The sequence below is a fragment of the Kitasatospora sp. NPDC089509 genome (assembly GCF_044749365.1).
Classification (GTDB): domain Bacteria; phylum Actinomycetota; class Actinomycetes; order Streptomycetales; family Streptomycetaceae; genus Kitasatospora.
Window position 1 is genome coordinate 372,990 of record NZ_JBIVHS010000004.1, and the last position, 22,050, is coordinate 395,039.

Below are 22,050 nucleotides of genomic sequence, written 5' to 3' on the forward strand. Positions count from 1 at the left end.
TGGGGAGGCACACCGCCGCCCACCCCCGCCGAGGACCGCCCCATGAAGCTCAGCCGCCGCACCTCCTGGTTCCTGACCGCCTTCGGCGTCTGGTCGATCATCATCTGGACCACCTTCGTCAAGAACCTCTGGAAGGACTCGGGCGGCCAGGCCTTCGTGAACGGCGACCACTCCCAGCCCACCGCCTTCTTCTGGATCCACCTGCTGCTCGCCGTCACCTCCTTCCTGCTCGGCATCGCGGTCGGCGGCATCGGCGTCCGCGGCCTGCGGGCGGGCCGCCGCACCCCGGTCACCGAGTGACCGCCTAATCCCCGTTGCCGCCGTCGGCCCCCACTGGCAAGATCCTCACGGCTCTCACGCGCGTACCGGACGCGCTGCTCACAAGGGGTGGGGAATCTTCATGACACTTTCGCGTGCCCGCAGACTCGGCGGGGTCACCGCGGCGGCGGTGGCCGCCGGTCTGCTCGCCCCGACTGCGGCGGTGGCCGACACCGCGCCGGCCGTGGCCGACACCAAGCAGGGGGTCGACTCCTACCACGCCAAGGCCTGCGACTCAGTGGCCGATCCGACCTGGATCGGCCGGAGCGTCCTCGGACCGGCGCTCAACGTCAAGGTCACCGGCACCGGCGCCCGGTTCGGTGTCTGGGACGTGACCACCGGTGCCGAGGACCCGGTGTTCACCGGTGAGGCCCAGGCGGGCTTCAACCAACTGGCCGCCCTCAACGTCCCCGGTCTGCTGGACGGGCACAGCTACGCCTGGCACGCCTGGGCCCTCCAGGGCACCCAGACCTCCGCCCCCTCGGCGGACTGCCACTTCACCGTGGACACCACCAGCCCGACCGCCACGGTCACCTCGACCGACTTCCCGTCGAGCGGCACCGCCACCAAGTTCGCCGGCCAGGTCGGCACCTTCGTGATCAAGACCACCGACCCGGTGCCGGCCGGTGGCGAGTCCTCCGGCGTCGCCTGCGTCCGGTACGGCTGGGGCGACCTCGGCATAGGCGGCTGCGACTCGCCCGACGCCGTCGTTCCGGAGGACGACGGCACCGTGACCGCGAGCCTGCGGGTCCTGAACTGGGGCACCAACAACCTCAACGTCCAGGTGATCGACAACGCCGGCAACGTCGGTGGGGCGGGCTACACCTTCTACGCCCCGTGGAACCAGAACCCGCCCAAGGCGCTCGGTGACGTCGACGGGGACGGCGTCCCGGACGTCCTGCTGCCGGACGCCGCGGGCAACCTCCAGATCATCAGCGGCAACTCGGGCGACACCACCCCGTCCGCCGTGATCAAGGGCGGCCAGTCGCCGAACCAGAGCTCCTGGAACAACGTCCAGGTGGCCCACCGGGGTTGGGACGCCAACGCGCATGCGCCGGTCGACGACCTGCTGATGCACCCGAGCGGCTCGCCGGCGCTGTACCTGTACAACAACGTGGACTACGCCTCGTTCACCCGGCTCCCGTCCATGATCGGCCGGCCGTCCTCCTGCCAGGACGCCGCGGGCACCGCCACGGCCTGCCCGGCGGGTTACGCCACCGACTGGCACAAGGCCGACCAGATCGCCCTGATAGGCCCGCTGGACAGCCGGATGGTCTCCTCCCTGGTGACCGTCGAGGACGGCAACCTCTGGCTGTTCGCCAACCCCGGCATGTCTTACCGGATGCGGACCGCCCGTCAGCTCACCGCCGACGGCTCCTGGGCCGGCTACGACGTGATCGCCCCGGGTCCGGACTCGGCGGGCAACCTGGCCCTCTGGGCGCGCGAGCGGGCCACCGGTGACCTGCACGCCTACCCGATCGCGAAGAAGGCCGACGGCACCTTCGACTTCTCCGCCCTCGCGAACCCGAAGGCGGACGTCGTCGCGAGCGGCTTCACCGTCGACAAGTACCCGACCCTCGGCAGCTCCGGTGACGCGGACGGCGACGGCAAGCCGGACCTGTGGGCCGTCACGGCCGACCGGCACCTGGTGATGTACAGCGGCTGGACCGACGCGAACGACCTGGGCCCGCTGGCCTGATCCGACGACGGAGGCCCCGCCCGAGTGATCGGGCGGGGCCTCCGTGCGGGTTCAGCCGGGGATCAGAAGCGGCGGGTGACCAGCGCCCGCTTCACTTCCTGGATCGCCTTGGTGACCTCGATGCCACGCGGGCAGGCCTCGGAGCAGTTGAAGGTGGTGCGGCAACGCCACACGCCCTCACGGTCGTTGAGGATCTCCAGGCGCTGCTCGGCACCCTCGTCGCGCGAGTCGAAGATGAAGCGGTGCGCGTTGACGATGGCGGCCGGGCCGAAGTACTGGCCGTCGTTCCAGAACACCGGGCAGGACGACGTGCACGCGGCGCACAGGATGCACTTGGTGGTGTCGTCGAAGCGCTCGCGGTCCTCGGCGGACTGCAGGCGCTCGCGGGTCGGCTCGTTCCCCTTGGTGATGAGGAACGGCATGACGTCCTTGTACGCCTGGAAGAACGGGTCCATGTCCACGATCAGGTCCTTGAGGACCGTCAGGCCCTTGATGGCCTCGATCGTGATCGGCTTCTCTGGGTCGACGTCCTTGATCAGGGTCTTGCACGCCAGCCGGTTGCGGCCGTTGATCCGCATCGCGTCGGAGCCGCAGATGCCGTGGGCGCAGGAACGGCGGTAGGTGAGGGTGCCGTCCTGCTCCCACTTGATCTTGTTGAGCGCGTCCAGGACGCGCTCCTTCGGGTCCATGGTCAGCTGGTAGTCGACCCACACCGGGTCCGGGTGCTCCTCCGGGTTGAACCGGCGGATCCGGAAGGTGACGGTGATCAGCTGGGTGACACCGGCCTCGACCGCGTCCAGAGCGGCCGAGTGCTCCACAGTCGGAGTGCTCATCAGTACTTACGCTCCATCGGCTGGTAGCGGGTCGTGACGACCGGCTTGTAGTCGAGGCGGATGGAGGTGCTGCCGTCTTCGGCGACCTCCTGGTACGCCATGGTGTGCTGCATGAACTTCACGTCGTCACGGGTCGGGAAGTCCTCGCGGTAGTGGCCGCCGCGGGACTCCTCGCGGGCCAGCGCGGAGACGGCCAGCACCTCGGCCAGGTCGAGCAGGTTGCCCAGCTCGATGGCCTCCAGGAGGTCCGTGTTGTAGCGGAAGCCCTTGTCCTGGATCGAGACGTTCTTGTAGCGCTCGCGCAGCGCGGCGATGTCCTCGACCGCCTGCTTCAGGGTGGCGCCGGTGCGGTACACCATCGCGTTGGCGTCCATGGTCTCCTGCAGAGCCGTACGGATCTGCCCCACGGACTCGGTGCCGGTCGACTCGCGCAGCCTGTCGACCATGCCCTGGACCAGCTCGTCCGCGTTCTCCGGGAGCGGGACGAACTCGTTGGCGTTGGCGTAGTCGGCGGCGGCGATGCCCGCGCGACGGCCGAACACGTTGATGTCCAGCAGCGAGTTGGTGCCCAGGCGGTTGGCGCCGTGCACGGAGACGCAGGCGACCTCGCCGGCCGCGTACAGGCCCGGGACGACGTCCGTGTTGTTGCGCAGGACCTCACCCTCGACGTTGGTCGGGATGCCGCCCATGGCGTAGTGCGCGGTGGGCTGGATCGGGATCGGGTCCGTGTAGGGCTCGATGCCGAGGTAGGTGCGCGCGAACTCGGTGATGTCCGGGAGCTTGGCGTCCAGCTGCTCCGGCGGCAGGTGGGTGAGGTCCAGGTAGACGTGGTCGCCGTCCGGACCGCAGCCGCGGCCTTCGCGGATCTCGGTGTAGATCGCGCGGGAGCAGACGTCACGGGACGCGAGGTCCTTCATGACGGGGGCGTAGCGCTCCATGAAGCGCTCGCCGTCCTTGTTGCGCAGGATGCCGCCCTCGCCGCGGGCGCCCTCGGTGAGCAGGATGCCCATGCGCCAGATGCCCGTCGGGTGGAACTGGAAGAACTCCATGTCCTCCAGCGGCAGACCGCGGCGGTAGGCCACGGCCTGGCCGTCACCGGTGAGGGTGTGGGCGTTGGAGGAGACCTTGAAGAACTTGCCGGTGCCGCCGGAGGCGAACACGACCGACTTGGCCTGGAAGACGTGGATCTCGCCGGTGGCCAGCTCGTAGGCGACGACGCCGGCCGTCTTGCCCTCGTTGAGCAGCAGGTCGAGGACGTAGAACTCGTTGAAGAACTCGACGCCGTGCTTGACGCAGTTCTGGAACAGCGTCTGGAGGATCATGTGGCCGGTGCGGTCGGCCGCGTAGCACGAGCGGCGGACCGGGGCCTCGCCGTGGTTGCGGGAGTGGCCGCCGAAGCGGCGCTGGTCGATCCGGCCCTGCTCGGTGCGGGAGAAGGGCAGGCCCATCTTCTCCAGGTCGAGGACCGCGTCGATGGCCTCCTTGCACATGATCTCGGCGGCGTCCTGGTCGACCAGGTAGTCACCGCCCTTGACCGTGTCGAAGGTGTGCCACTCCCAGTTGTCCTCCTCGACGTTGGCCAGCGCGGCGCACATGCCGCCCTGGGCCGCGCCGGTGTGGGACCGGGTCGGGTAGAGCTTGGTCAGGACGGCGGTGCGGCTGCGCTGCGTCGACTCGATGGCCGCGCGCATGCCGGCGCCGCCGGCGCCGACGATGACGGTGTCGTACTGGTGAATCTGCATGGGGGGTTAACTCGCCTCTGGCCTCTGCCGATGGTCGATGGTGCTCGCGGCTCAGATGTTGGGGTCGAAGGTGAAGATCACCAGGGTGCCGAGCAGCACGGTGAAGACCGTGGCGGTACCCATGAGCCCCTTGAGCCAGAGCCGGGTCGAGTCCTTCTCGGCGTAGTCGTTGATGACCTGACGCATGCCGTTGGCGCCGTGCAGCATGGCGAGCCAGAGCATCAACAGGTCCCAGCCCTGCCAGAACGGCGAGGCCCAGCGGCCGGCGACGAAGGCGAACCCGATCTTGGAGACGCCGCCGTCGAGCACCAGCATGATCAGCAGGTGACCGAGGATCAGCACGACCAGGACGACACCGGACAGGCGCATGAAGAGCCAGGCCAGCATCTCGAAGTTGGTCCGGGTGCGGCGCGGGGTCTTCTTCGTCCGCTTGCGCGGCGGCTCGATGACGAAGGCGTCGGCCGGGTTACCGGTGCCGAGGCCCTTGCCGGTGTGCGCCTGCTTCGAGGGGACGACGATCGCGTCGGAGTATTCCGTGGACATCAGTCAGCTCACTTCCCGAACCAGGCGATCAGCGTGTGCTGCAGGATGCCGTAGAAGGAGCCGGCCATCAGGACGACCCAGACTCCGACGACGGTCCACAGCATCTGCTTCTGGTACTTCGGGCCCTTGGACCAGAAGTCCACGGCGACGACGCGAAGGCCGTTGAGCGCGTGGAACAGGATGGCGGCCACCAGGCCGTACTCCATCAGGTTCACGAGCGGAGTCTTGTACGTCTGAATGACGGTGTCGTAGGACTCCGGCGACACTCGCACGAGAGCGGTGTCCAGGACGTGGGCGAACAGGAAGAAGAAGATGAGGACGCCGGTGACTCGATGAGCCACCCAGCTCCACATGCCTTCCCGGCCGCGGTACAGCGTTCCAGCCGGCACGGAAAAACCCTCCGGAAGCGATTGGGGGCTCGGCCGGCTTCGGTGTCGGTCAGCCCGGCCGGGTACGGTCCACCGGCCGCCAGCATCCTATCGACGCCTTGTCGGGAACCGCCTCCGGGGCCCCCAGGTGTGATCAATCAGGCACTTCTGGCCTAGCGGAGCGGGAACCGAGCGCCCCTTGGTCACTCTGGGTGTCGATTCCGTCGCGCTCCGCTGTCGAAGTCCGGTCGGATTCACTCCGGGGGGTGAACGCGGGTCGAGCCGGTACGACCGTACCGGCTCGACCCGTCCGGGTGTCAGCGCGCCCCGGCCTCCGAGTGGGTGGCGACCAGGTGCTCCAACCGGGTGAGGGCGATCCGCCGGAGTTCGTCCGCCGCGATCAGTCGCTCCTCGTCCGGGTCGTTGGCCAGCCGGGTGCGGATGGAGGAGAGCACGGCGTCGAGCATCTCCTCCGGGTCGACGCCGTCCAGGCAGACCACGAAGACGTGGCCGAACCGGGCCTCGTACGCGGCGTGGGCGGCCCGCAGGGCGGTGTGGGCGGCCTGGCTGCCGGGGGCGCGCATGCCGAGCAGGGGCTGCGGCATCCAGCTCTCGTCGGCGAGGGCCTCGGTGAGGTCCGCCGGGCGCAGGTCGTAGGAGGCCTCGCTGGCGGCGGCCAGCAGGGACTCTATGTCGGGGTACGGGCGGTGTGCGGTGAGTCGCAGGGCCCAGCGGTGGCTGCCGCAACAGGCCAGCAGCGCCTCCTCGGCGGCTCCGGCGTCCGCCTCGTTGAAGCGGTGCAGGCCGAGGAGGGACGGCTCGGTGCTGGCGTCGGGCCGCTGTGACGGGATGTCGCTGGCCAGCGGGTCCTCCTCGTGAGGGCGGGAAGGGGCCAGTGGGGTGGTGGAGCAGCTGAAGTATGGAGGCTGTGGGGGGCGCGCGGCGCCGTTCCGGCAGCTCCTCAACGGTAGTTGAGCGGTCATCAGTTGGGGAGGGCGCGCGCGGAATTCATCCGGACGAGCTATCAAGTTGTGACGTTGACACCATTGCGTCATCCTCCGTCCCACTTCCGCCCGCTACGGGCCCGGCGGCGCGGCCGCCGGGCCTTGGCGGACCACCGGGGCGGTTCAGCTGCAGCGGGTGCCGTCGGCGGGCATGGTGCCGTCGGTCAGGTAGGCCGCCATGGCCTGGTCGATGCAGGTGTTGCCCTTGCCGAAGGCGCCGTGGCCCTCGCCGACCCGGGTGAGCAGGGTGGCCTTGGCGAAGCCCTTGGCCAGCTGCTCGGCGGAGGCGTACGGGGTGGCCGGGTCGCCGGTGCTGCCGACCACCAGGATCGGGGCGGCGCCCTCGGCCCGGATGGTGTGCGGCTTCTCCTGGGTCTTGAACGGCCAGTAGGCGCAGCCCGGCTCGGTGAAGTCGTCCACCGTGGCGCCCTTGGAGAGCAGCGGCGCCTCGGCGAGCAGCCGGTCGACCGCCTGCTTGGCGTGCTCCGGGGTCGGCGCGGGGCGGGCGGCGTCGGCGCAGCTGATCGCGGTGTTGGCCTCGTCCATCGGGCTGTAGTGGCCGTTCTGGTCGCGGCCGTTGTAGTCGTCGGCGAAGGCCATCAGGTAGTCGCCCTTGTCGCGCATCATGGCCCAGCCGAGGCTGTTGCGCAGGTACTGCCAGGAGGTCGTCTCGTCGCCGTAGAGCAGCGACATGACACCGGTCCAGGCCATGTCGCGGCCGAGCTTGCGGCCGTCCTTGGTGGTCAGCGGGTTGTCGTGGAGGCCGTCCAGGAAGTCGGCGGCCTTCTTGGCGGCCTTGCTCTTGTCCTTGCCGAGCGGGCACTCGGTGGCGTGGTTCTCCACGCAGTCGGCGGCGAAGCGCTCGAAGGACTTCTCGAAGCCGACCTGCTGGTCGATGCCGTGGTCCAGGGTGTCCTCGGCCGGGTCGACGGCGCCGTCGAGGATCAGCCGGCCGGTGTTCTGCGGGAACTCCTCGGCGTACAGGGCGCCGAGGTAGGTGCCGTAGGAGATGCCGAGGTAGTTGAGCTTCCGGTCGCCGACGACGGCGCGCAGCACGTCCAGGTCGCGGGCGGTGTTGCGGGTGCCGACGAAGGGCAGCAGCTTGCCGGACTTGGCCTGGCAGGCGGCGGCGTGGTCGGTGGACTGCTTGACGTGGGCGGCCTTGCGCTGGGCCGGGTCGTCCGGCGCGTCGGTCTGGTTGACCTCGTCGAGCTGCTTGTCGTCGTAGCAGGTCACGGGTGAGCTGTCGCCGGTGCCGCGGGGGTCGAAGCCGATCACGTCGAAGCGGTCGTGCAGGGCACCCTCGAAGTCCTTGGCGCCGTACTTGACCATCTCGACGCCGGAGGCGCCGGGGCCGCCGGGGTTGACCATCAGCGAGCCGATCCGCTTGCCGTGGTCGGCCGCCCCGTACTTGATCAGCGCGAGGTCGATCGCGTCGGCGGCGGGGGCGGTGTAGTCGAGCGGGACGTGCAGCTTGCCGCACTGCATGCCGGAGGTGTCGATCTTCGCCTGTGCGGCCTTGGGGTCGGCCGGGCAGTCCGTCCAGGTGATCTGCTGGCCGTAGAAGGCCTTGAGGGCCGGGTCCGCCTCGCCCTTGGGCTTCGGGGTCGGGGTGGCGGCGGGGCCGGTGGCGGCGGGGGCGGTGGCGCCGCCGGTGCCGGTGGCCTTGTCCTGGGCGGTCGGGGCGGTGTCGTTGCAGGCGGCGGTGAGCAGCAGGGTGCCGGCCGCCAGGGCGGTCAGCAGCACCCGTGGGCGGGCGGCCCGGAAGATCGTCATCGCATGTGTGTACCACTCGTGTACGACACGTGTTCGATCGGGGTGTCGGGCCGCCCGCCTGGCCGCGGCGGGGGTCAGCCCCGGTGGACCTTGTGGTTGGCGGCCTGCGCCCGGGGGCGGACCACCAGCAGGTCGATGTTCACGTGCGCCGGACGGGTCACCGCCCAGGCCACGGTGTCCGCGATGTCCTCGGAGGTCAGCGGCTCGGCGACGCCCGCGTACACGGCGGCGGCCTTCTCCTCGTCACCGCGGAAACGGGTGACCGCGAAGCCCTCGGACTTCACCATCCCGGGCGCGATCTCGATCACCCGGATCGGCTCCCCGCACAGCTCCAGCCGCAGCGTCGCCGCGATGGTGTGGGCGGCGTGCTTGGCCGCGACGTACCCGCCGCCGCCCTCGTACGCGGCCAGCGCGGCCGTGGAGGAGAGCACCAGCACGGTGCCGTCGCCGGTGGCGCGCAGGGCGGGCAACAGTGCCTGGGTCATGTGCAGCACGCCGAGCACATTGACCTCGTACATGGCCCGCCAGTCGGCCGGGTCGCCGTGCTCGACGCTCTCGGCGCCGATCGCGCCGCCGGCGTTGTTCACCAGGACGTCCACCCGGCCGACCTCGGCCGCGAAGGCGTCCACGGCGGCCCGGTCGGTGACGTCCACCGTGACCGCCCTCGCCGAACCGCCCCGCCCGGCGATCTCCTTGGCCAGCTCCTCGATCCGCTCGGTGCGGCGGGCGGTCAGCACCACCTCGAAGCCCTCGGCGGCCAGCCGGCGGGCGGTCGCCGCGCCGATCCCGCTGCTGGCACCGGTGACCACGGCCACCTTCTGCTCGGTCATTGCCACTCCCTGGGGCTCATCCGGTCGTTCACCCGATCATCTCAACCGCCTCCGCGCGCCGCCGGAGGGGTTGGCCCCTAGGTCCTGTCCGGCCGATCTTGGCGGATCAGCGCGCGGCGTTGGGCGCCCGGCTGGGCGTGCGCCCGAGTCGGCCTCGTACTGGACGTACTTGGGCGATTCGGGCGTGCGTCCAGGCGGGATGCCCGGCGTCGCGCGCCCGGCGAGATCGGCCGGACAGGGCCTAGGTTGTGAAGGACCCCGAGCTCCCCGTGGAGGCAGCCGTGCCGCGCCGCTCCGAATCAGGCTTCCCGATCGAGCCGCTGTACGGCCCGGGGGCGCCGGCCGGCTGGGACCCGGACACCCGGCTGGGCCGTCCGGGCGAGTACCCGTACACCCGGGGCGTGTACCCGAGCATGTACACCGGCCGGCCGTGGACGATGCGCCAGTACGCGGGCTTCGGCACCGCCGCCGAGTCCAACGCCCGCTACCGCCGGCTGATCGCGGACGGCGGCACCGGCCTCTCGGTGGCCTTCGACCTGCCCACCCAGATGGGCTACGACTCGGACGCGCCGCCCGCCGCCGGGGAGGTCGGCCGGGTGGGCGTCGCGGTGGACAGCGTCGAGGACATGGCGGAGCTCTTCGACGGCATCCCGCTCGGCGGGGTGTCCACCTCGATGACCATCAACGCCCCCGCCGCCCTGCTCCTGCTGCTGTACCAACTGGTCGGCGAGGCCCAGGGGGTGGCGCCCTCGGCGCTCACCGGGACGGTGCAGAACGACGTGCTGAAGGAGTACATCGCCCGGGGCACCTACATCTTCCCGCCGCAGCCCTCGCTGCGGCTGGCCGCCGACGTGTTCCGGTACTGCCGGGCCGAGGTCCCGCGCTGGAACACCATCTCCGTCTCCGGCTACCACATGGCCGAGGCCGGCGCCGATCCGGCGCAGGAGATCGCCTTCACCCTGGCCAACGGGATCGCCTACGTGCGGACCGCGCTGGCCGCCGGGATGGCCGTGGACGAGTTCGCGCCCCGGCTCTCCTTCTTCTTCGTGGCCCGCACCACCCTGCTGGAGGAGGTCGCCAAGTTCCGTGCCGCGCGCCGGATCTGGGCCCGGATCATGCGCGAGGAGTTCGGCGCGCGGGACCCCCGCTCGTGGATGCTGCGCTTCCACACCCAGACCGCCGGGGTGCAGCTCACCGCCCAGCAGCCCGAGGTGAACCTGGTCCGGGTCTCGGTGCAGGCGTTGGCCGCGGTGCTCGGCGGCACCCAGTCCCTGCACACCAACGGCTTCGACGAGGCGATCGCCCTGCCCACCGAGAAGGCCGCCCGGCTGGCCCTGCGCACCCAGCAGGTGCTCGCCCACGAGACCGATGTGACCGCCACCGTCGACCCCTTCGCCGGTTCCTACGCGGTCGAGTCGCTCACCGACGCGGTCGAGGCCGCCGTGCTGGCCCTGATGGCCCGGGTCGAGGAGCGGGGCGGGGCGGTGGCGGCGATCGAACAGGGCTTCCAGAAGGCCGAGATCGAGCGCACCGCCTACCGGGTCCAGCGGGAGACCGACTCCGGCGAGCGCACGGTGGTCGGCGTCAACCGCTTCCGGCTGGACGGGCACGACGCGGACGGGGAGGAGCCGTACCGGCCGCTGCGGGTGGACCCGGCGGTCGAGCAGCGGCAGGCCGACCGGCTGGCCCGGCTGCGGGCCGACCGCTCCGACCTCGCGGTCGCCCGCGGGCTGGACGCGCTGCGCCGGGCGGCGGAGGGGACGTCCAACGTGCTCTACCCGATGAAGGAGGCGCTGGCCGCCCGGGCCACCGTCGGCGAGGTCTGCGACGCGCTGCGCGGGGTGTGGGGCACCTACGTTCCGGTGGAACGTTTCTGAGTCACCTTCACGGCCCAGTGGCCGTCAAGCGGAGGGGGGCCGTGACCACCGGCGCGAGTGATCGTTGCACAGAGCAAGCAAACCGGGGAAGGCGGCTGAAACGAGATGTCATACCCACCTGTCAGGCCGGTATGCGCCCATCCGGGGACTAGTTTTCCGGAAGTCGGGCCAAATCCCCCCAACGGGCCTATTCTTGGGGAGATGAACCCCCCTGAGCCCGCTCAGCCGGGCAGCACTCTCGCCGTCGCCGGCCCCGTCGCCGAACTGCGCGCCCGGGTCCGGAGGTTGGAGCCCGAGCTGATCGCCTTCCGCCGTGATCTGCACCGGCACCCGGAGCTGGGCCGCCAGGAGTTCCGCACCACCGGGCTGCTGCGCGACCGGTTGGTGGCGGCGGGCCTGGAACCGCGGGTGCTGCCCGGCGGCACCGGTCTGCTGGTCGACCTCGTCCCGGCCGGTACCGCCCCGGGTGCCGAGTTCCTGGCCTTCCGGGCCGACATCGACGCGCTGCCGATCGACGACGCCAAGAGCGACGTGCCGTACCGCTCGACCGTCCCCGGCCGGGCCCACGCCTGCGGCCACGACGTGCACACCTCGGTGCTGCTCGGCCTCGGCCTGGTGCTGGCCGGGGCGCTGCGCTCCGGCGAGCTGCGCCGCCCGGTCCGGCTGGTGTTCCAGCCGGCCGAGGAGGTCATGCCGGGCGGCGCGCTGGACGTCATCAAGGCGGGCGGGATGGACGGCGTCGGCCGGATCTTCGCGGTGCACTGCGACCCGAAGGTGGAGGTCGGCCGGATCGGCCTGCGGGTCGGCGCGATCACCTCGGCCTGCGACCGCCTGGTGCTGCACCTGGACGGCCCGGGCGGGCACACCGCCCGCCCGCACCTGACCACCGACCTGGTCACCGCGATCGCCAGGATGGCCGCCGACCTCCCGGCCGCGCTGGCTCGCCGGATGGACCCGCGTTGGGGCGTCAGCCTGGTCTGGGGCCGGATCGCCTCCGGCTCCGCGCCCAACGTGATCCCGCAGCACGCCGAGTTGGAGGGCACCGTCCGCTGCCTGGAGTTGGACGGCTGGCGCGAGGCGCCGGACCTGCTGCACGAGTTGATCGCCAAGCTCGCCGAGACCTACCGGGCCAAGTGGACGCTGGACTACCACCGCGGGGTGCCGCCGGTGGTCAACGAGGCGGTCTCGGTGGGGCAGTTGGAGGCGGCGATGACCGCCCGCTTCGGTCACGGAGGCGAGGGGCACGAGCCGACCGGCGGACCGACCGGCGGACCGAGTGGCGCCCAGGTGGTGGAGGACACCGAACAGAGCCTGGGCGGTGAGGACTTCTCCTGGTACCTGGAGCACGCCCCGGGCGCGCTGGCCCGGCTCGGCGTCCGCGCCCCGGGTGACACCACCGTCCGCGACCTGCACCAGGGCCGGTTCGACGTGGACGAGCGGGCGATCGGCGTGGGCGTGGAACTGTTCGCGGCGCTGGCCCTGGAGGGCGACCGGATCTGATCGTTCCCGAGGCGTTTGTGGGCGATGCGTGACGGGGTTGTCGAGATCCGGGTTCCGAACGGTTCCGTACACTGGCCCGGACCAAGTCTCGGATTCACCGTCCGCGCAGGGGAAAAAGGGCTCGGGGACGGCCTTCAGACCACGGTTTGATAACAACCCGAATGCTCCGGCACCCCGTAACACAACCGTGTTCTACGCGCGTTACGGTGGCGTCCGACCACGCTAAACGGGTGCGTGTGAGAAGGAGAAACTCCCTTGCGCCGTTCAATGAAGCTCGCCGCGGTTGTGCTCTCGGGTTCCCTGGGCATCGCCTCGCTCGCCGCTTGCGGCGCAAAGAGCACTGACAACAACGCCTCCTCCGGCTCGTCCGACGGTCTCAAGGTCGGTATGGCCTACGACATCGGCGGCCGAGGCGACCAGTCCTTCAACGACTCCGCCGCGCGCGGTCTGGACAAGGCCAAGTCCGAGCTGGGCGTCTCCGTCACCGAGGCCGAGGCCAAGCAGGGCGAGGCCGAGGCCGACAAGGAGACCCGCCTCAAGAACCTGATCGACGGTGGCTACAAGACCATCGTCGCCGTCGGGTTCGTCTACCAGCAGGCGGTCAACAAGGTCGCGAAGGACAACCCGAACGTCAAGTTCGCGATCATCGACTCGAACGACAAGGACCAGCCGTCCAACGTCACCTCGCTGCTCTTCGCCGAGCAGGAGGGTTCGTACCTGGCCGGCGTCGCGGCCGCGAACAAGTCGAAGACCCACCACATCGGCTTCATCGGTGGTGTCCAGACCGAGCTGATCAAGAAGTTCGAGGCCGGTTACAAGGCGGGCGCCAAGTTCGCCGACCCGAACATCCAGATCGAGACCACCTACCTGACCACCCCCCCGGACTTCACCGGCTTCGCCGCGCCCGACAAGGGCAAGGAGGCCGCGCAGGGCCAGCTCGACAAGGGCGCGGACGTCATCTACGCCGCCGCCGGTGCCTCCGGCAACGGCGCCATCGAGGCCACCGCCAACGCGGGCAAGCTCGCCATCGGTGTCGACTCCGACCAGGCCAGCCAGCCGGCCCTGGCGAAGTTCAAGGGCGCCATCCTGACCTCGATGGTCAAGAACGTCGACACCGCGGTCTTCCAGTACATCCAGTCGGTCAAGCAGGGCTCGCCGTTCACCGGCATCAAGCTCTTCGACCTGAAGGCCAACGGTGTCTCGCTCGCCACCACCGGCGGCAAGATCGACGACATCCAGGACAAGCTGAAGACCGCCGCCGACTCCATCACCAGCGGCGCCACCACCATCCCGACCGCGCCGGCCAACTAAGGCCCGCGCGTCCTCGGACGCGACCAGCGCCTGCCGCCTGCCCGGCAGCGCGACGATCGACTCGGTTCACGGGAGGGGCCCGGCAGGGTGCGCTCAACGCGTACCCCCGGGCCCCGTTCCGTCCCCCCGTTTCCCCCCTTTTGGCCCTCCCAGCGCAACGTCGCGCCTCCAGACCACCAGGAGACCGCCATCACCGCATCCGACCCCGTCCCGCTGCGCAAGGACGGCACCCCCAGCGCGGGGACGGCGACACCGGCCGTCGAACTGCGCGGCATCACCAAGCGCTTCCCCGGCGTCGTGGCCAACCACGACATCAACCTCACCGTCCGCACCGGCACCGTGCACGCCTTGATGGGCGAGAACGGCGCCGGCAAGTCGACGCTGATGAAGATCCTCTACGGCATGCAGAAGCCGGACGAGGGCACCATCGCGATCAACGGCGAGCAGTGCGAGTTCCAGACCCCGGGCGACGCCATCGCCCGCGGCATCGGCATGGTGCACCAGCACTTCATGCTGGCCGACAACCTCACGGTGCTGGAGAACGTCGTCCTCGGCGGCGAGAAGCTCCACGGCATCGGGGCCAAGGCGAAGGCGAAGATCAAGGAGATCTCCGACCAGTACGGCCTGGGCGTGCGCCCGGACGCCCTGGTCGAGGACCTCGGTGTGGCCGACCGCCAGCGCGTCGAGATCCTCAAGGTGCTGTACCGCGGCGCCAAGATCCTGATCCTCGACGAGCCCACGGCCGTGCTCGTCCCGCAGGAGGTCGACGCACTGTTCGACAACCTGCGCGACCTCAAGGCCGAGGGCGTCACCGTCATCTTCATCTCGCACAAGCTGCACGAGGTGCTCGCGGTGGCCGACGCGATCAGCGTCATCCGGCGCGGCACCACGGTCGGCGACGCCGACCCCAAGGCCGTCACCGCCCGCCAGCTGGCCGAGCTGATGGTCGGCGCCGAGCTGCCCTCCCCGGAGAGCCGCGAGTCGACCGTCACCACCACCGAGATGCTGGACGTCAAGGACCTCCGGATCGCCAAGACCGACGCGGAGGGCATCGAGCGCGTCGTCCTGGACGACATCTCGCTGCGCATCCACAAGGGCGAGATCCTCGGCATCGCCGGCGTCGAGGGCAACGGCCAGGCCGAACTGGTCGAGGCCATCATGGGCATGCTGCCGCTGGACGGCGGCACCGTCGTCCTGGACGGCAAGGACCTCTCCGGCACCCAGACCCGGGTCCGCCGCGAGGCCGGCATCGGCTACATCCCCGAGGACCGCCACAAGCACGGCCTGCTGCTGGAGGCCCCGCTCTGGGAGAACCGGATCCTCGGCCACGTCACCGAGGAGCCCAACTCCAGCGGCGTGCTGCTCAAGCCGGCCGCCGCCCGCGAGGACACCTGGCGGATCGTCGAGCAGTACGACGTCCGCACCCCCGGCATCGAGGTCACCGCGGCCTCGCTCTCCGGCGGCAACCAGCAGAAGCTGATCATCGGCCGCGAGATGAGCCACCAGCCCAAGCTGCTGATCGCCGCGCACCCCACCCGCGGTGTGGACGTCGGCGCGCAGGCGCAGATCTGGGAGCACATCCGGACCGCCCAGCGGGAGGGCCTGGCCGTGCTGCTGATCTCGGCCGACCTGGACGAGCTGATCGGCCTCTCCGACACCATCCGGGTCATCTACCGCGGCCGCCTGGTCGCCGACGCCGACCCGGCCACCGTCACCGCCGAGGACCTCGGCACCGCGATGACCGGTGCCGCCGCCGGCCACCTGGAGTCCGAGCCGGAGGCCGTCGCCGAGGCGCAGGCCGTCGCCGCCGAGGGCACCGAGGCCGAGGGCGAGCACCCGCACACCGACACCGCCGACGACCCGCAGGCGGGGGAGTAACCCATGACCAGTCCCAACCCCGCCGCCAAGCGCAGCCTGGCGCAGCGGATCAGCGGTGAGCGGATCGTGCTCGCACTGGCGGCGCCGGTGCTCGCGGTCGTGCTCTCCGTCGCGATCTGCTCCGTGCTGCTGGCGACCTCGGGCAAGAACCCGTTCGACGCGTGGAACGTGATGCTCACGTTCGCCACCAAGTCGGACTACCAGGTGAACATCCTCAACCGGAGCACCACCTACTACCTGGCCGCCGCGGCCGCCGCGTTCGGGTTCCGGATGAACCTGTTCAACATCGGCGTCGAGGGCCAGTACAAGGTCGCGGCGCTGTTCGCGGCCTACGTCGGCGCCCAGGTGAACCTGCCGTCCTTCATCCAGATCCCGCTGCTGCTGGTCACCGCCATGCTGGTCGGCGGCCTGTACGCGAGCATCGCCGGTCTGCTGAAGGTCTACCGCGGCGTCAGCGAGGTCATCTCGACCATCATGCTGAACTCGATCGCGCTGGCGATCATCGGTGTGCTGCTCGTCCCGGGCGTCTTCGCGCCCAAGGTCAGCGGCACCAGCAACTCGATCCAGACCAACCCGGTCTCGGACTCCAGCCACTTCTTCGGCATCGAGACGGCCGGCGGCACCCTGTGGGGCTTCCTCTTCGTCGCGATCCTGGTCGGCGTGGTGTTCCAGTTCGTGCTGACCCGCACCCGCTTCGGCTTCGACCTGCGCGCCACCGGCCGCTCGGAGTCCGCCGCGACCGCGTCCGGCGTGAACGTCAAGAAGATGGTCGTCATCTCGATGGCGGTCTCCGGCGCGATCGCCGGTCTGATCGGCCTGCCCGAGCTGCTGCAGAACTCGTTCTACTTCGGCCAGACCTTCCAGCAGAACCTGGGCTTCCTGGGTATCTCGATCGCCCTGCTCGGCCGGACCAGCCCGATCGGCATGGCCTTCGCGGCCCTGCTGTTCGCCTTCCTGGACGTCACCGGCTCGGTGCTGCCGCTGCCCCAGAACGGCGAGTTCCCGTTCGAGATCGTCGACGTGATGAAGGGCACCATCGTCATCTGCGTCGTCGTCGCGTACGAACTGGTGCGTCGCTACGGCCTGAAGCGCCAGCAGCAGAAGGTCGGCGCCCAGCTCGCCGCCCAGGCTGCCGCGGCCGCTGAGAAGAAGGAGGTGTCGGCATGAGCACCGCCACCGCTGCTCGTCCGAAGGCGCCCGGCGCGCCCGCGAAGAAGCGCAAGCTGTCCTGGCCGGTCGTCCTGCTCCTGATCGCGGGCGCCCTGGTGCTGTTCTCCGCCGTGGGCATGGCCACCGGCAACCACTCGCTGACCTCCTCCGGGCAGGTCACCGCCGCGCTCAGCGCCGCGGTCCCGATCGGCATGGCCGGTCTGGGCGGTCTCTGGTCCGAGCGGGCCGGCGTGGTCAACATCGGCCTCGAAGGCATGATGGTCGCCGGCACCTTCTGCGGCGCCTGGGCCGGGTACCTGGTCAACCCGTGGGTCGGCCTGCTGGCCGGCATGGCCGGCGGTGCGCTCGGCGGTCTGCTGCACGCGATCGTCACCGTCACCTTCGGCGTCGACCACATCGTCTCCGGCGTCGGCATCAACCTGCTGATCCCCGGCATCTGCGCGTACGTCAACCGGATCTACTACAAGGACTACATCTCGGTGGGCGCCGGGCAGAACCAGTCCCCGCCGGCCGATCCGCTGCCGTACATCACCGTCCCGGGGCTGTCCTCGGGCCTGAAGAGCATCGAGAACCACCACTGGTTCCTGGTCTCCGACGTGGCCGGCGTGCTCGGCGGCCTGGTCACCAACCTCTCGGTGGTCGTGGTGCTGGCCGCCGCGCTGATCGTGGCCAGCTACTTCCTGCTCTGGCGCACGGTGTTCGGCCTGCGGCTGCGCTCCTGCGGTGAGAACCCGACCGCCGCCGAGTCGCTGGGCGTCAACGTCTACAAGTACAAGTACCTGGCGGTCATCGCCTCGGGCGCCTTCGCGGGCCTCGGCGGTGCGTACCTCTCGCTGGTCGCCGCGCACTTCTACAAGGACGGCCAGACCCTGGGCCGCGGCTTCATCGGCCTCGCGGCGATGATCTTCGGCAACTGGATGCCCGGCGGCCTCGCCATGGGCGCGGGCCTGTTCGGCTTCACCGACAGCCTCCAGCTGCGCGACCCGGAGTCGGTGCACGTGCTGATCCTGATCGTCGCGATCGCGATGGCGCTGCTCGCCCTGTGGCAGCTGTACCGCCGCAAGTTCACCGCCACGGTGGTCTCCTTCGTGGTGGCCGGCGGCCTGGCCGCCTGGTACGCGCTGACCGACGAGGTGCAGCGCCCGCTGATCGTCGCCACGCCGTACGTGATCACCCTGGTGGTGCTCGCGCTGGCGTCGCAGCGACTGCGGATGCCCAAGGCGGACGGCCAGATCTACCGCAAGGGCCAGGGCAAGTGACGGCCCCCGCCTCCACCGGGCCCGCGGTGGTCGACTGGGAGCGGCTGCGCGAGGCGGCGCGCGAGGCGATGGGCCGCGCGTACGCCCCGTACAGCAAGTTCCCGGTCGGCGCGGCGGCGCTGGTCGACGACGGCCGGCTGGTCAGCGGCTGCAACGTGGAGAACGCCTCGTACGGGCTCGGGCTGTGCGCCGAGTGCGGGCTGGTGTCCGCGCTGCACGCCTCCGGCGGCGGCCGGCTGGTGGCCTTCACCTGCGTCGACGGCGCGGGTGAGCTGCTGATGCCGTGCGGCCGCTGCCGCCAGCTGCTGTACGAGCACGGCGGGCCCGCCCTGCTGGTCGACCTGGCCTCCGGCGTGAAGCCGATGAGCGAGGTCCTGCCCGACGCGTTCGGGCCGGAGCGGCTCTAGCCTCGGCAATTGTTACGCGCGTAGAGTGTCGCGAGTGGGCCGGAACCCGGTCATCTCGCGGCACTCTTCGCTTTTTGACGCATCTGAAACCCCTCTTGGAGCACCCATGGACGTCATCTCCGTCATCAGGACCAAGCGCGACCGCGGAGAGCTGAGCGACGCTCAGATCGACTGGGTCATCGACGCGTACACCCGGGGCGAGGTCGCCGACGAGCAGATGTCCGCGCTGGCCATGGCGATCCTGCTGAACGGCATGAAGCCGCACGAGATCAGCCGCTGGACCGACGCCATGATCCGCTCCGGCGTCCGGATGGACTTCTCCTCGCTGCCGCTGCCCACCAGCGACAAGCACTCCACCGGCGGCGTCGGCGACAAGATCACCCTCCCGCTCGCCCCGCTGGTCGCCGCCTGCGGCGCCGCCGTCCCGCAGCTGTCCGGCCGCGGCCTCGGCCACACCGGCGGCACCCTGGACAAGCTGGAGTCCATCCCCGGCTGGCGCGCCCTGCTCTCCAACGACGAGATGATGGACGTCCTGCGCGGCGCCGGCGCGGTCATCTGCGCCGCCGGCGACGGCCTCGCCCCCGCCGACAAGAAGCTGTACGCGCTGCGCGACGTCACCGGCACCGTCGAGGCCATCCCGCTGATCGCCTCCTCGATCATGTCCAAGAAGATCGCCGAGGGCACCGGCGCCCTGGTCCTCGACGTCAAGGTCGGCTCCGGCGCCTTCATGAAGAACCTGGACGACGCCCGCGAACTCGCCCGCACCATGGTCGGCCTGGGCACCACCGCCGGGGTCAACACCGTCGCCCTGCTCACCGACATGTCCACCCCGCTCGGCCTCACCGCGGGCAACGCCCTGGAGGTCCGCGAGTCCGTCGAGGTGCTGGCCGGCGGCGGCCCCGCCGACGTCGTCGAGCTCACCCTCGCGCTCGCCCGCGAGATGCTCGCCGCGGCCGGCGTGCACGGCAAGGACCCGGCCGACGCGCTGCGCGACGGCTCCGCGATGGACCACTGGCGCCGCATGATCGCCGCCCAGGGCGGCGACGTCGACGCCCCGCTCCCGGTCGCCCGCGAGCAGCACGTCATCCCCGCCCCCGCCTCCGGCGTGCTCACCGAACTGGACGCCTACGCGATCGGCGTCTGCGCCTGGCGCCTGGGCGCCGGCCGCGCCCGCAAGGAGGACCCGGTCCAGGCCGGCGCCGGCGTCGAGATGCACGCCAAGCCGGGCGACACCGTGGTGGCCGGCCAGCCCCTGCTGACCCTGCACACCGACACCCCGGAGCGCTACGACTACGCCATCGAGGCCCTCAAGGACGGCATCACCGTCGCCCCGGCGGGCACCGCCTTCACCCCGAACCCGATCGTCCTCGACCGCATCGCGTAGTCACGCGATTGCTCCATGTGTGGCCGCTGCTGCAGCGGCTGGCGGGTGCGCTGGAGGCGGAGCTCGACATCCACGTCACGCCCGACACCCAGGCCGTCGTCCGCTTCCAGGCGCCGGCTGCCTGAAACCTTCTCCAGGAGCCCGTACCCGACCACCGGGTACGGGCTCCTCTCGCGTGCTCAGGCGTACGTGAGCAGCCCGCTGGTGTCGAGGGTCCAGGGGCCGATGGTGATCTTGTCGCCGAAGGCGAACTTCTCGCGGGACTCGTAGCCCGGCTCGGAATGTACGACGCCGGTGCCGGAGCGGGGATCGACGATCAGGTAGAACGGGATGCCCATGGCCGCGTAGTCGCGGACCTTGTTGTGGTAGTCGTTCTCGGGGTTGGAGGCGGACACGATCTCCACCACCAGCACGACCTCGTGCGGGAGGACCGCTCGCTGCTCGCCCTCCAAGGTCGCCTCGGGGAACACCATCAGATCCGGATTGCGCAGCTGGCCGAGGCCGGCGTCCTGCAAGTCTGCACCGTGGTAAGCGATGTGACCTGGGTGAGTGGACGGCAGCTGGGCGTTGAGCTGTCGGGCGATGCGCAGCACGGCGAGCTCGTGGCGCTTCACCGGCGACATCATCATGACGATCTGACCGTCGGCGATCTCGATCTTCCCTATCCCCGGCACCTTCGGCAGCTGATCCGCGATCTCAAGCAGCCGGGCGTACGCAGCAGGATCGATGCTCATGTCCCTGAGTCTATCGGCGCCCACTGTCAAGCGTCCGCGACCGCTTGCCTCGCCGCATGCGCCTGGCGGGTGGCGTAGAGGGTGACGGCGGCGGCCAGGGCCATGGCGGTGAGGCCGACGGTGGCGGTGCCGGGCCAGCCGGTGGCGTGGTAGGCGTCGGCGCCGAGGGTGCCGCCGAGGCTGTTGCCGAGGTAGTAGGCGATCAGGTAGAGGGCGGAGGCCTGGGCGCGGCCCTCGGTGGCGGTGCGGCCGACGGCGGCGGAGGCGGTGGCGTGGCCGGCGAAGAAGCCGGCGGTGATCAGCACCAGGCCGAGCAGCGCGCAGGGCAGCGAGTCGGCGAGCGAGAGCAGCAGGCCGGCGGCGGTGACGCCGATGGCGACGTAGAGGGTGCCGCGGCGGCCGAGCCGGGCGGAGAGGCGGCCGGCCGCGGCGGAGGTGGCGGTGCCGACCAGGTAGACCGCGAAGATCGAGGCGGCGACCGACTCCGGCAGGTGGAAGGGGGCGGAGATCAGCCGGTAGCCGACGGTGTTGTAGACCGCGCCGAAGACCGCCATGAACAGCATCGCGAGCGCGTACAGCCGTACCAGCAGCGGGTTGCGCAGGTGCCGGCCGACGGTGCGGGCGAGCGCGCGGGCGTCCACCGGGGCCGGGGTGAAGTGCCGGGCGGCGGGGATCAGCAGCCGGAAGGCGAGCGCGGCGAGCAGGGCGAGGGCGGCGGAGGCGGCCAGGCCCCAGCGCCAGCCGAGGGCGGCGGCGGTCCAGCCGGAGACCAGCCGGCCGCCCATGCCGCCGATGCTGTTGCCGGCCACGTAGAGGCCCATCGCGGAGGCCAGCGCGCTGGGGTGGATCTCCTCGGCGAGGTAGGCCATCGCGGTGGCGGGGAGCCCGGCGAGGAGGGCGCCCTGGAGCGTCCGCAGCGCGACCAGGGTGGTGAGGTCGGGGGCGAAGGGCAGGGCGACGGCGAGGGCGGTGGCGGCGAGGACGGAGGCCGTCATCACGGCGGTGCGGCCGTACCGGTCGGAGAGCGCGCTGGCGGGGAGCAGTCCGAGGGCGAGGCCGAGGGTGGTGGCGGAGGCCGTCCAGCTGGCCTGGCCGGGGGTGAGGTCGAGGTCGGCCGAGAGGATCGGCAGCAGGCCCTGGGTGGAGTAGAGCAGGACGAAGGTGGCGATCCCGGCGGCGAACAGGGCCAGGTTGGCGCGGCGGAAGGCGGGTTGGCCGGGGCGGTGGCGGTCGTCCTGGTCGAGGGGGTGCGTGGGGGAGGCATCCGGGGCGGGCGCGGGCGCCGTGGTGACGGATGCCCTGGTATCGGAGGGCTGCATGGCCTCGACGGTAGGCCCGGCGCGCTTGATGCGTCCAATGCATGAAGAGGGGATGATCGATGCGTTGGTGCATGGGTCGAGGTGAGGTGGGGACGGTC

19 protein-coding genes are annotated in these 22,050 nt (G+C 70.8%); 10 read left to right on the forward strand and 9 right to left on the reverse strand.

From position 1 onward, the window contains the following. The first annotated feature begins 42 nt into the window (after positions 1-42). Complete coding sequence (locus ACIP4P_RS11375; protein WP_400916929.1) at positions 43-300, forward strand: SCO4848 family membrane protein; 258 nt, start codon at positions 43-45, stop codon at positions 298-300. Between the two features lie 100 nt (positions 301-400). Further along, entirely contained in the window at positions 401-2,017 is a 1,617-nt protein-coding gene (locus ACIP4P_RS11380; RefSeq protein WP_400916930.1) for a hypothetical protein, read from the forward strand. Between the two features lie 62 nt (positions 2,018-2,079). Here ACIP4P_RS11380 and ACIP4P_RS11385 read toward each other — a convergent pair whose 3' ends face one another. From ACIP4P_RS11385 to ACIP4P_RS11415, 7 genes are all read right to left on the reverse strand, one after another. Beyond that, positions 2,080-2,850 carry a succinate dehydrogenase iron-sulfur subunit gene (locus ACIP4P_RS11385; RefSeq protein WP_350511248.1) on the reverse strand — a complete coding sequence of 257 codons (771 nt, stop codon included), beginning with the start codon at positions 2,848-2,850 and terminating at the stop codon, positions 2,080-2,082. After that, on the reverse strand, positions 2,850-4,592 hold the full coding sequence (sdhA, locus tag ACIP4P_RS11390) for a succinate dehydrogenase flavoprotein subunit (protein WP_400916932.1): 1,743 nt from the start codon (positions 4,590-4,592) through the stop codon (positions 2,850-2,852). The genes ACIP4P_RS11385 and sdhA overlap by 1 nt, the downstream gene beginning before the upstream one ends. 51 nt (positions 4,593-4,643) lie before the next feature. Then, on the reverse strand, positions 4,644-5,135 hold the full coding sequence (sdhD, locus tag ACIP4P_RS11395) for a succinate dehydrogenase, hydrophobic membrane anchor protein (protein ID WP_350511246.1): 492 nt from the start codon (positions 5,133-5,135) through the stop codon (positions 4,644-4,646). Between the two features lie 8 nt (positions 5,136-5,143). Further along, positions 5,144-5,524 carry a succinate dehydrogenase, cytochrome b556 subunit gene (sdhC, locus tag ACIP4P_RS11400; protein ID WP_350503491.1) on the reverse strand — a complete coding sequence of 127 codons (381 nt, stop codon included), beginning with the start codon at positions 5,522-5,524 and terminating at the stop codon, positions 5,144-5,146. Between the two features lie 296 nt (positions 5,525-5,820). Next, positions 5,821-6,486, reverse strand: coding sequence for a 2-oxo-4-hydroxy-4-carboxy-5-ureidoimidazoline decarboxylase (locus tag ACIP4P_RS11405; protein ID WP_400916935.1), 666 nt, complete (start codon positions 6,484-6,486; stop codon positions 5,821-5,823). A 144-nt stretch (positions 6,487-6,630) separates the two neighbouring features. After that, positions 6,631-8,283, reverse strand: coding sequence for an alpha/beta hydrolase (locus ACIP4P_RS11410; protein WP_400916936.1), 1,653 nt, complete (start codon positions 8,281-8,283; stop codon positions 6,631-6,633). A gap of 74 nt (positions 8,284-8,357) precedes the next feature. Further along, positions 8,358-9,113 (reverse strand): SDR family oxidoreductase, encoded by a 756-nt coding sequence (locus ACIP4P_RS11415; RefSeq protein ID WP_350511244.1) that lies wholly within the window; start codon positions 9,111-9,113, stop codon positions 8,358-8,360. Positions 9,114-9,394: 281 nt separating this feature from the next. Between ACIP4P_RS11415 and ACIP4P_RS11420 the strand changes: the two genes are divergently transcribed. The 8 genes from ACIP4P_RS11420 (at position 9,395) to ACIP4P_RS11455 (ending at position 19,899) form a co-directional block, all read left to right on the forward strand. Further along, the gene (locus ACIP4P_RS11420; protein ID WP_400916938.1) at positions 9,395-10,990 is read left to right on the forward strand and encodes a methylmalonyl-CoA mutase; all 1,596 of its coding nucleotides are present in this window, start codon (positions 9,395-9,397) and stop codon (positions 10,988-10,990) included. 201 nt (positions 10,991-11,191) lie between these two features. Beyond that, entirely contained in the window at positions 11,192-12,490 is a 1,299-nt protein-coding gene (locus ACIP4P_RS11425; RefSeq protein WP_400916940.1) for an amidohydrolase, read from the forward strand. A gap of 255 nt (positions 12,491-12,745) precedes the next feature. Beyond that, a complete protein-coding gene (locus tag ACIP4P_RS11430; RefSeq protein WP_350511242.1) occupies positions 12,746-13,801 on the forward strand; it encodes a BMP family ABC transporter substrate-binding protein in 1,056 nt (351 codons plus the stop codon). A gap of 351 nt (positions 13,802-14,152) precedes the next feature. After that, positions 14,153-15,679: an ABC transporter ATP-binding protein gene (locus ACIP4P_RS11435; RefSeq protein ID WP_400917157.1), complete on the forward strand. Its 1,527-nt coding sequence runs from the start codon at positions 14,153-14,155 to the stop codon at positions 15,677-15,679. A 3-nt stretch (positions 15,680-15,682) separates the two neighbouring features. Then, a complete protein-coding gene (locus ACIP4P_RS11440; RefSeq protein WP_350511241.1) occupies positions 15,683-16,846 on the forward strand; it encodes an ABC transporter permease in 1,164 nt (387 codons plus the stop codon). Then, the gene (locus ACIP4P_RS11445; protein WP_400916942.1) at positions 16,843-18,108 is read left to right on the forward strand and encodes an ABC transporter permease; all 1,266 of its coding nucleotides are present in this window, start codon (positions 16,843-16,845) and stop codon (positions 18,106-18,108) included. The genes ACIP4P_RS11440 and ACIP4P_RS11445 overlap by 4 nt, the downstream gene beginning before the upstream one ends. Beyond that, a complete protein-coding gene (locus tag ACIP4P_RS11450) occupies positions 18,105-18,515 on the forward strand; it encodes a cytidine deaminase (RefSeq protein ID WP_400916944.1) in 411 nt (136 codons plus the stop codon). The genes ACIP4P_RS11445 and ACIP4P_RS11450 overlap by 4 nt, the downstream gene beginning before the upstream one ends. A 106-nt stretch (positions 18,516-18,621) precedes the next feature. Continuing rightward, complete coding sequence (locus tag ACIP4P_RS11455) at positions 18,622-19,899, forward strand: thymidine phosphorylase (RefSeq protein WP_400916945.1); 1,278 nt, start codon at positions 18,622-18,624, stop codon at positions 19,897-19,899. 179 nt (positions 19,900-20,078) lie between these two features. Here ACIP4P_RS11455 and ACIP4P_RS11460 read toward each other — a convergent pair whose 3' ends face one another. Both ACIP4P_RS11460 and ACIP4P_RS11465 read right to left on the reverse strand, forming a co-directional pair. Then, positions 20,079-20,633 (reverse strand): Uma2 family endonuclease, encoded by a 555-nt coding sequence (locus ACIP4P_RS11460; RefSeq protein ID WP_400916947.1) that lies wholly within the window; start codon positions 20,631-20,633, stop codon positions 20,079-20,081. 26 nt (positions 20,634-20,659) lie between these two features. Continuing rightward, positions 20,660-21,952: an MFS transporter gene (locus ACIP4P_RS11465; protein ID WP_400916949.1), complete on the reverse strand. Its 1,293-nt coding sequence runs from the start codon at positions 21,950-21,952 to the stop codon at positions 20,660-20,662. Positions 21,953-22,050: the final 98 nt, after the last annotated feature.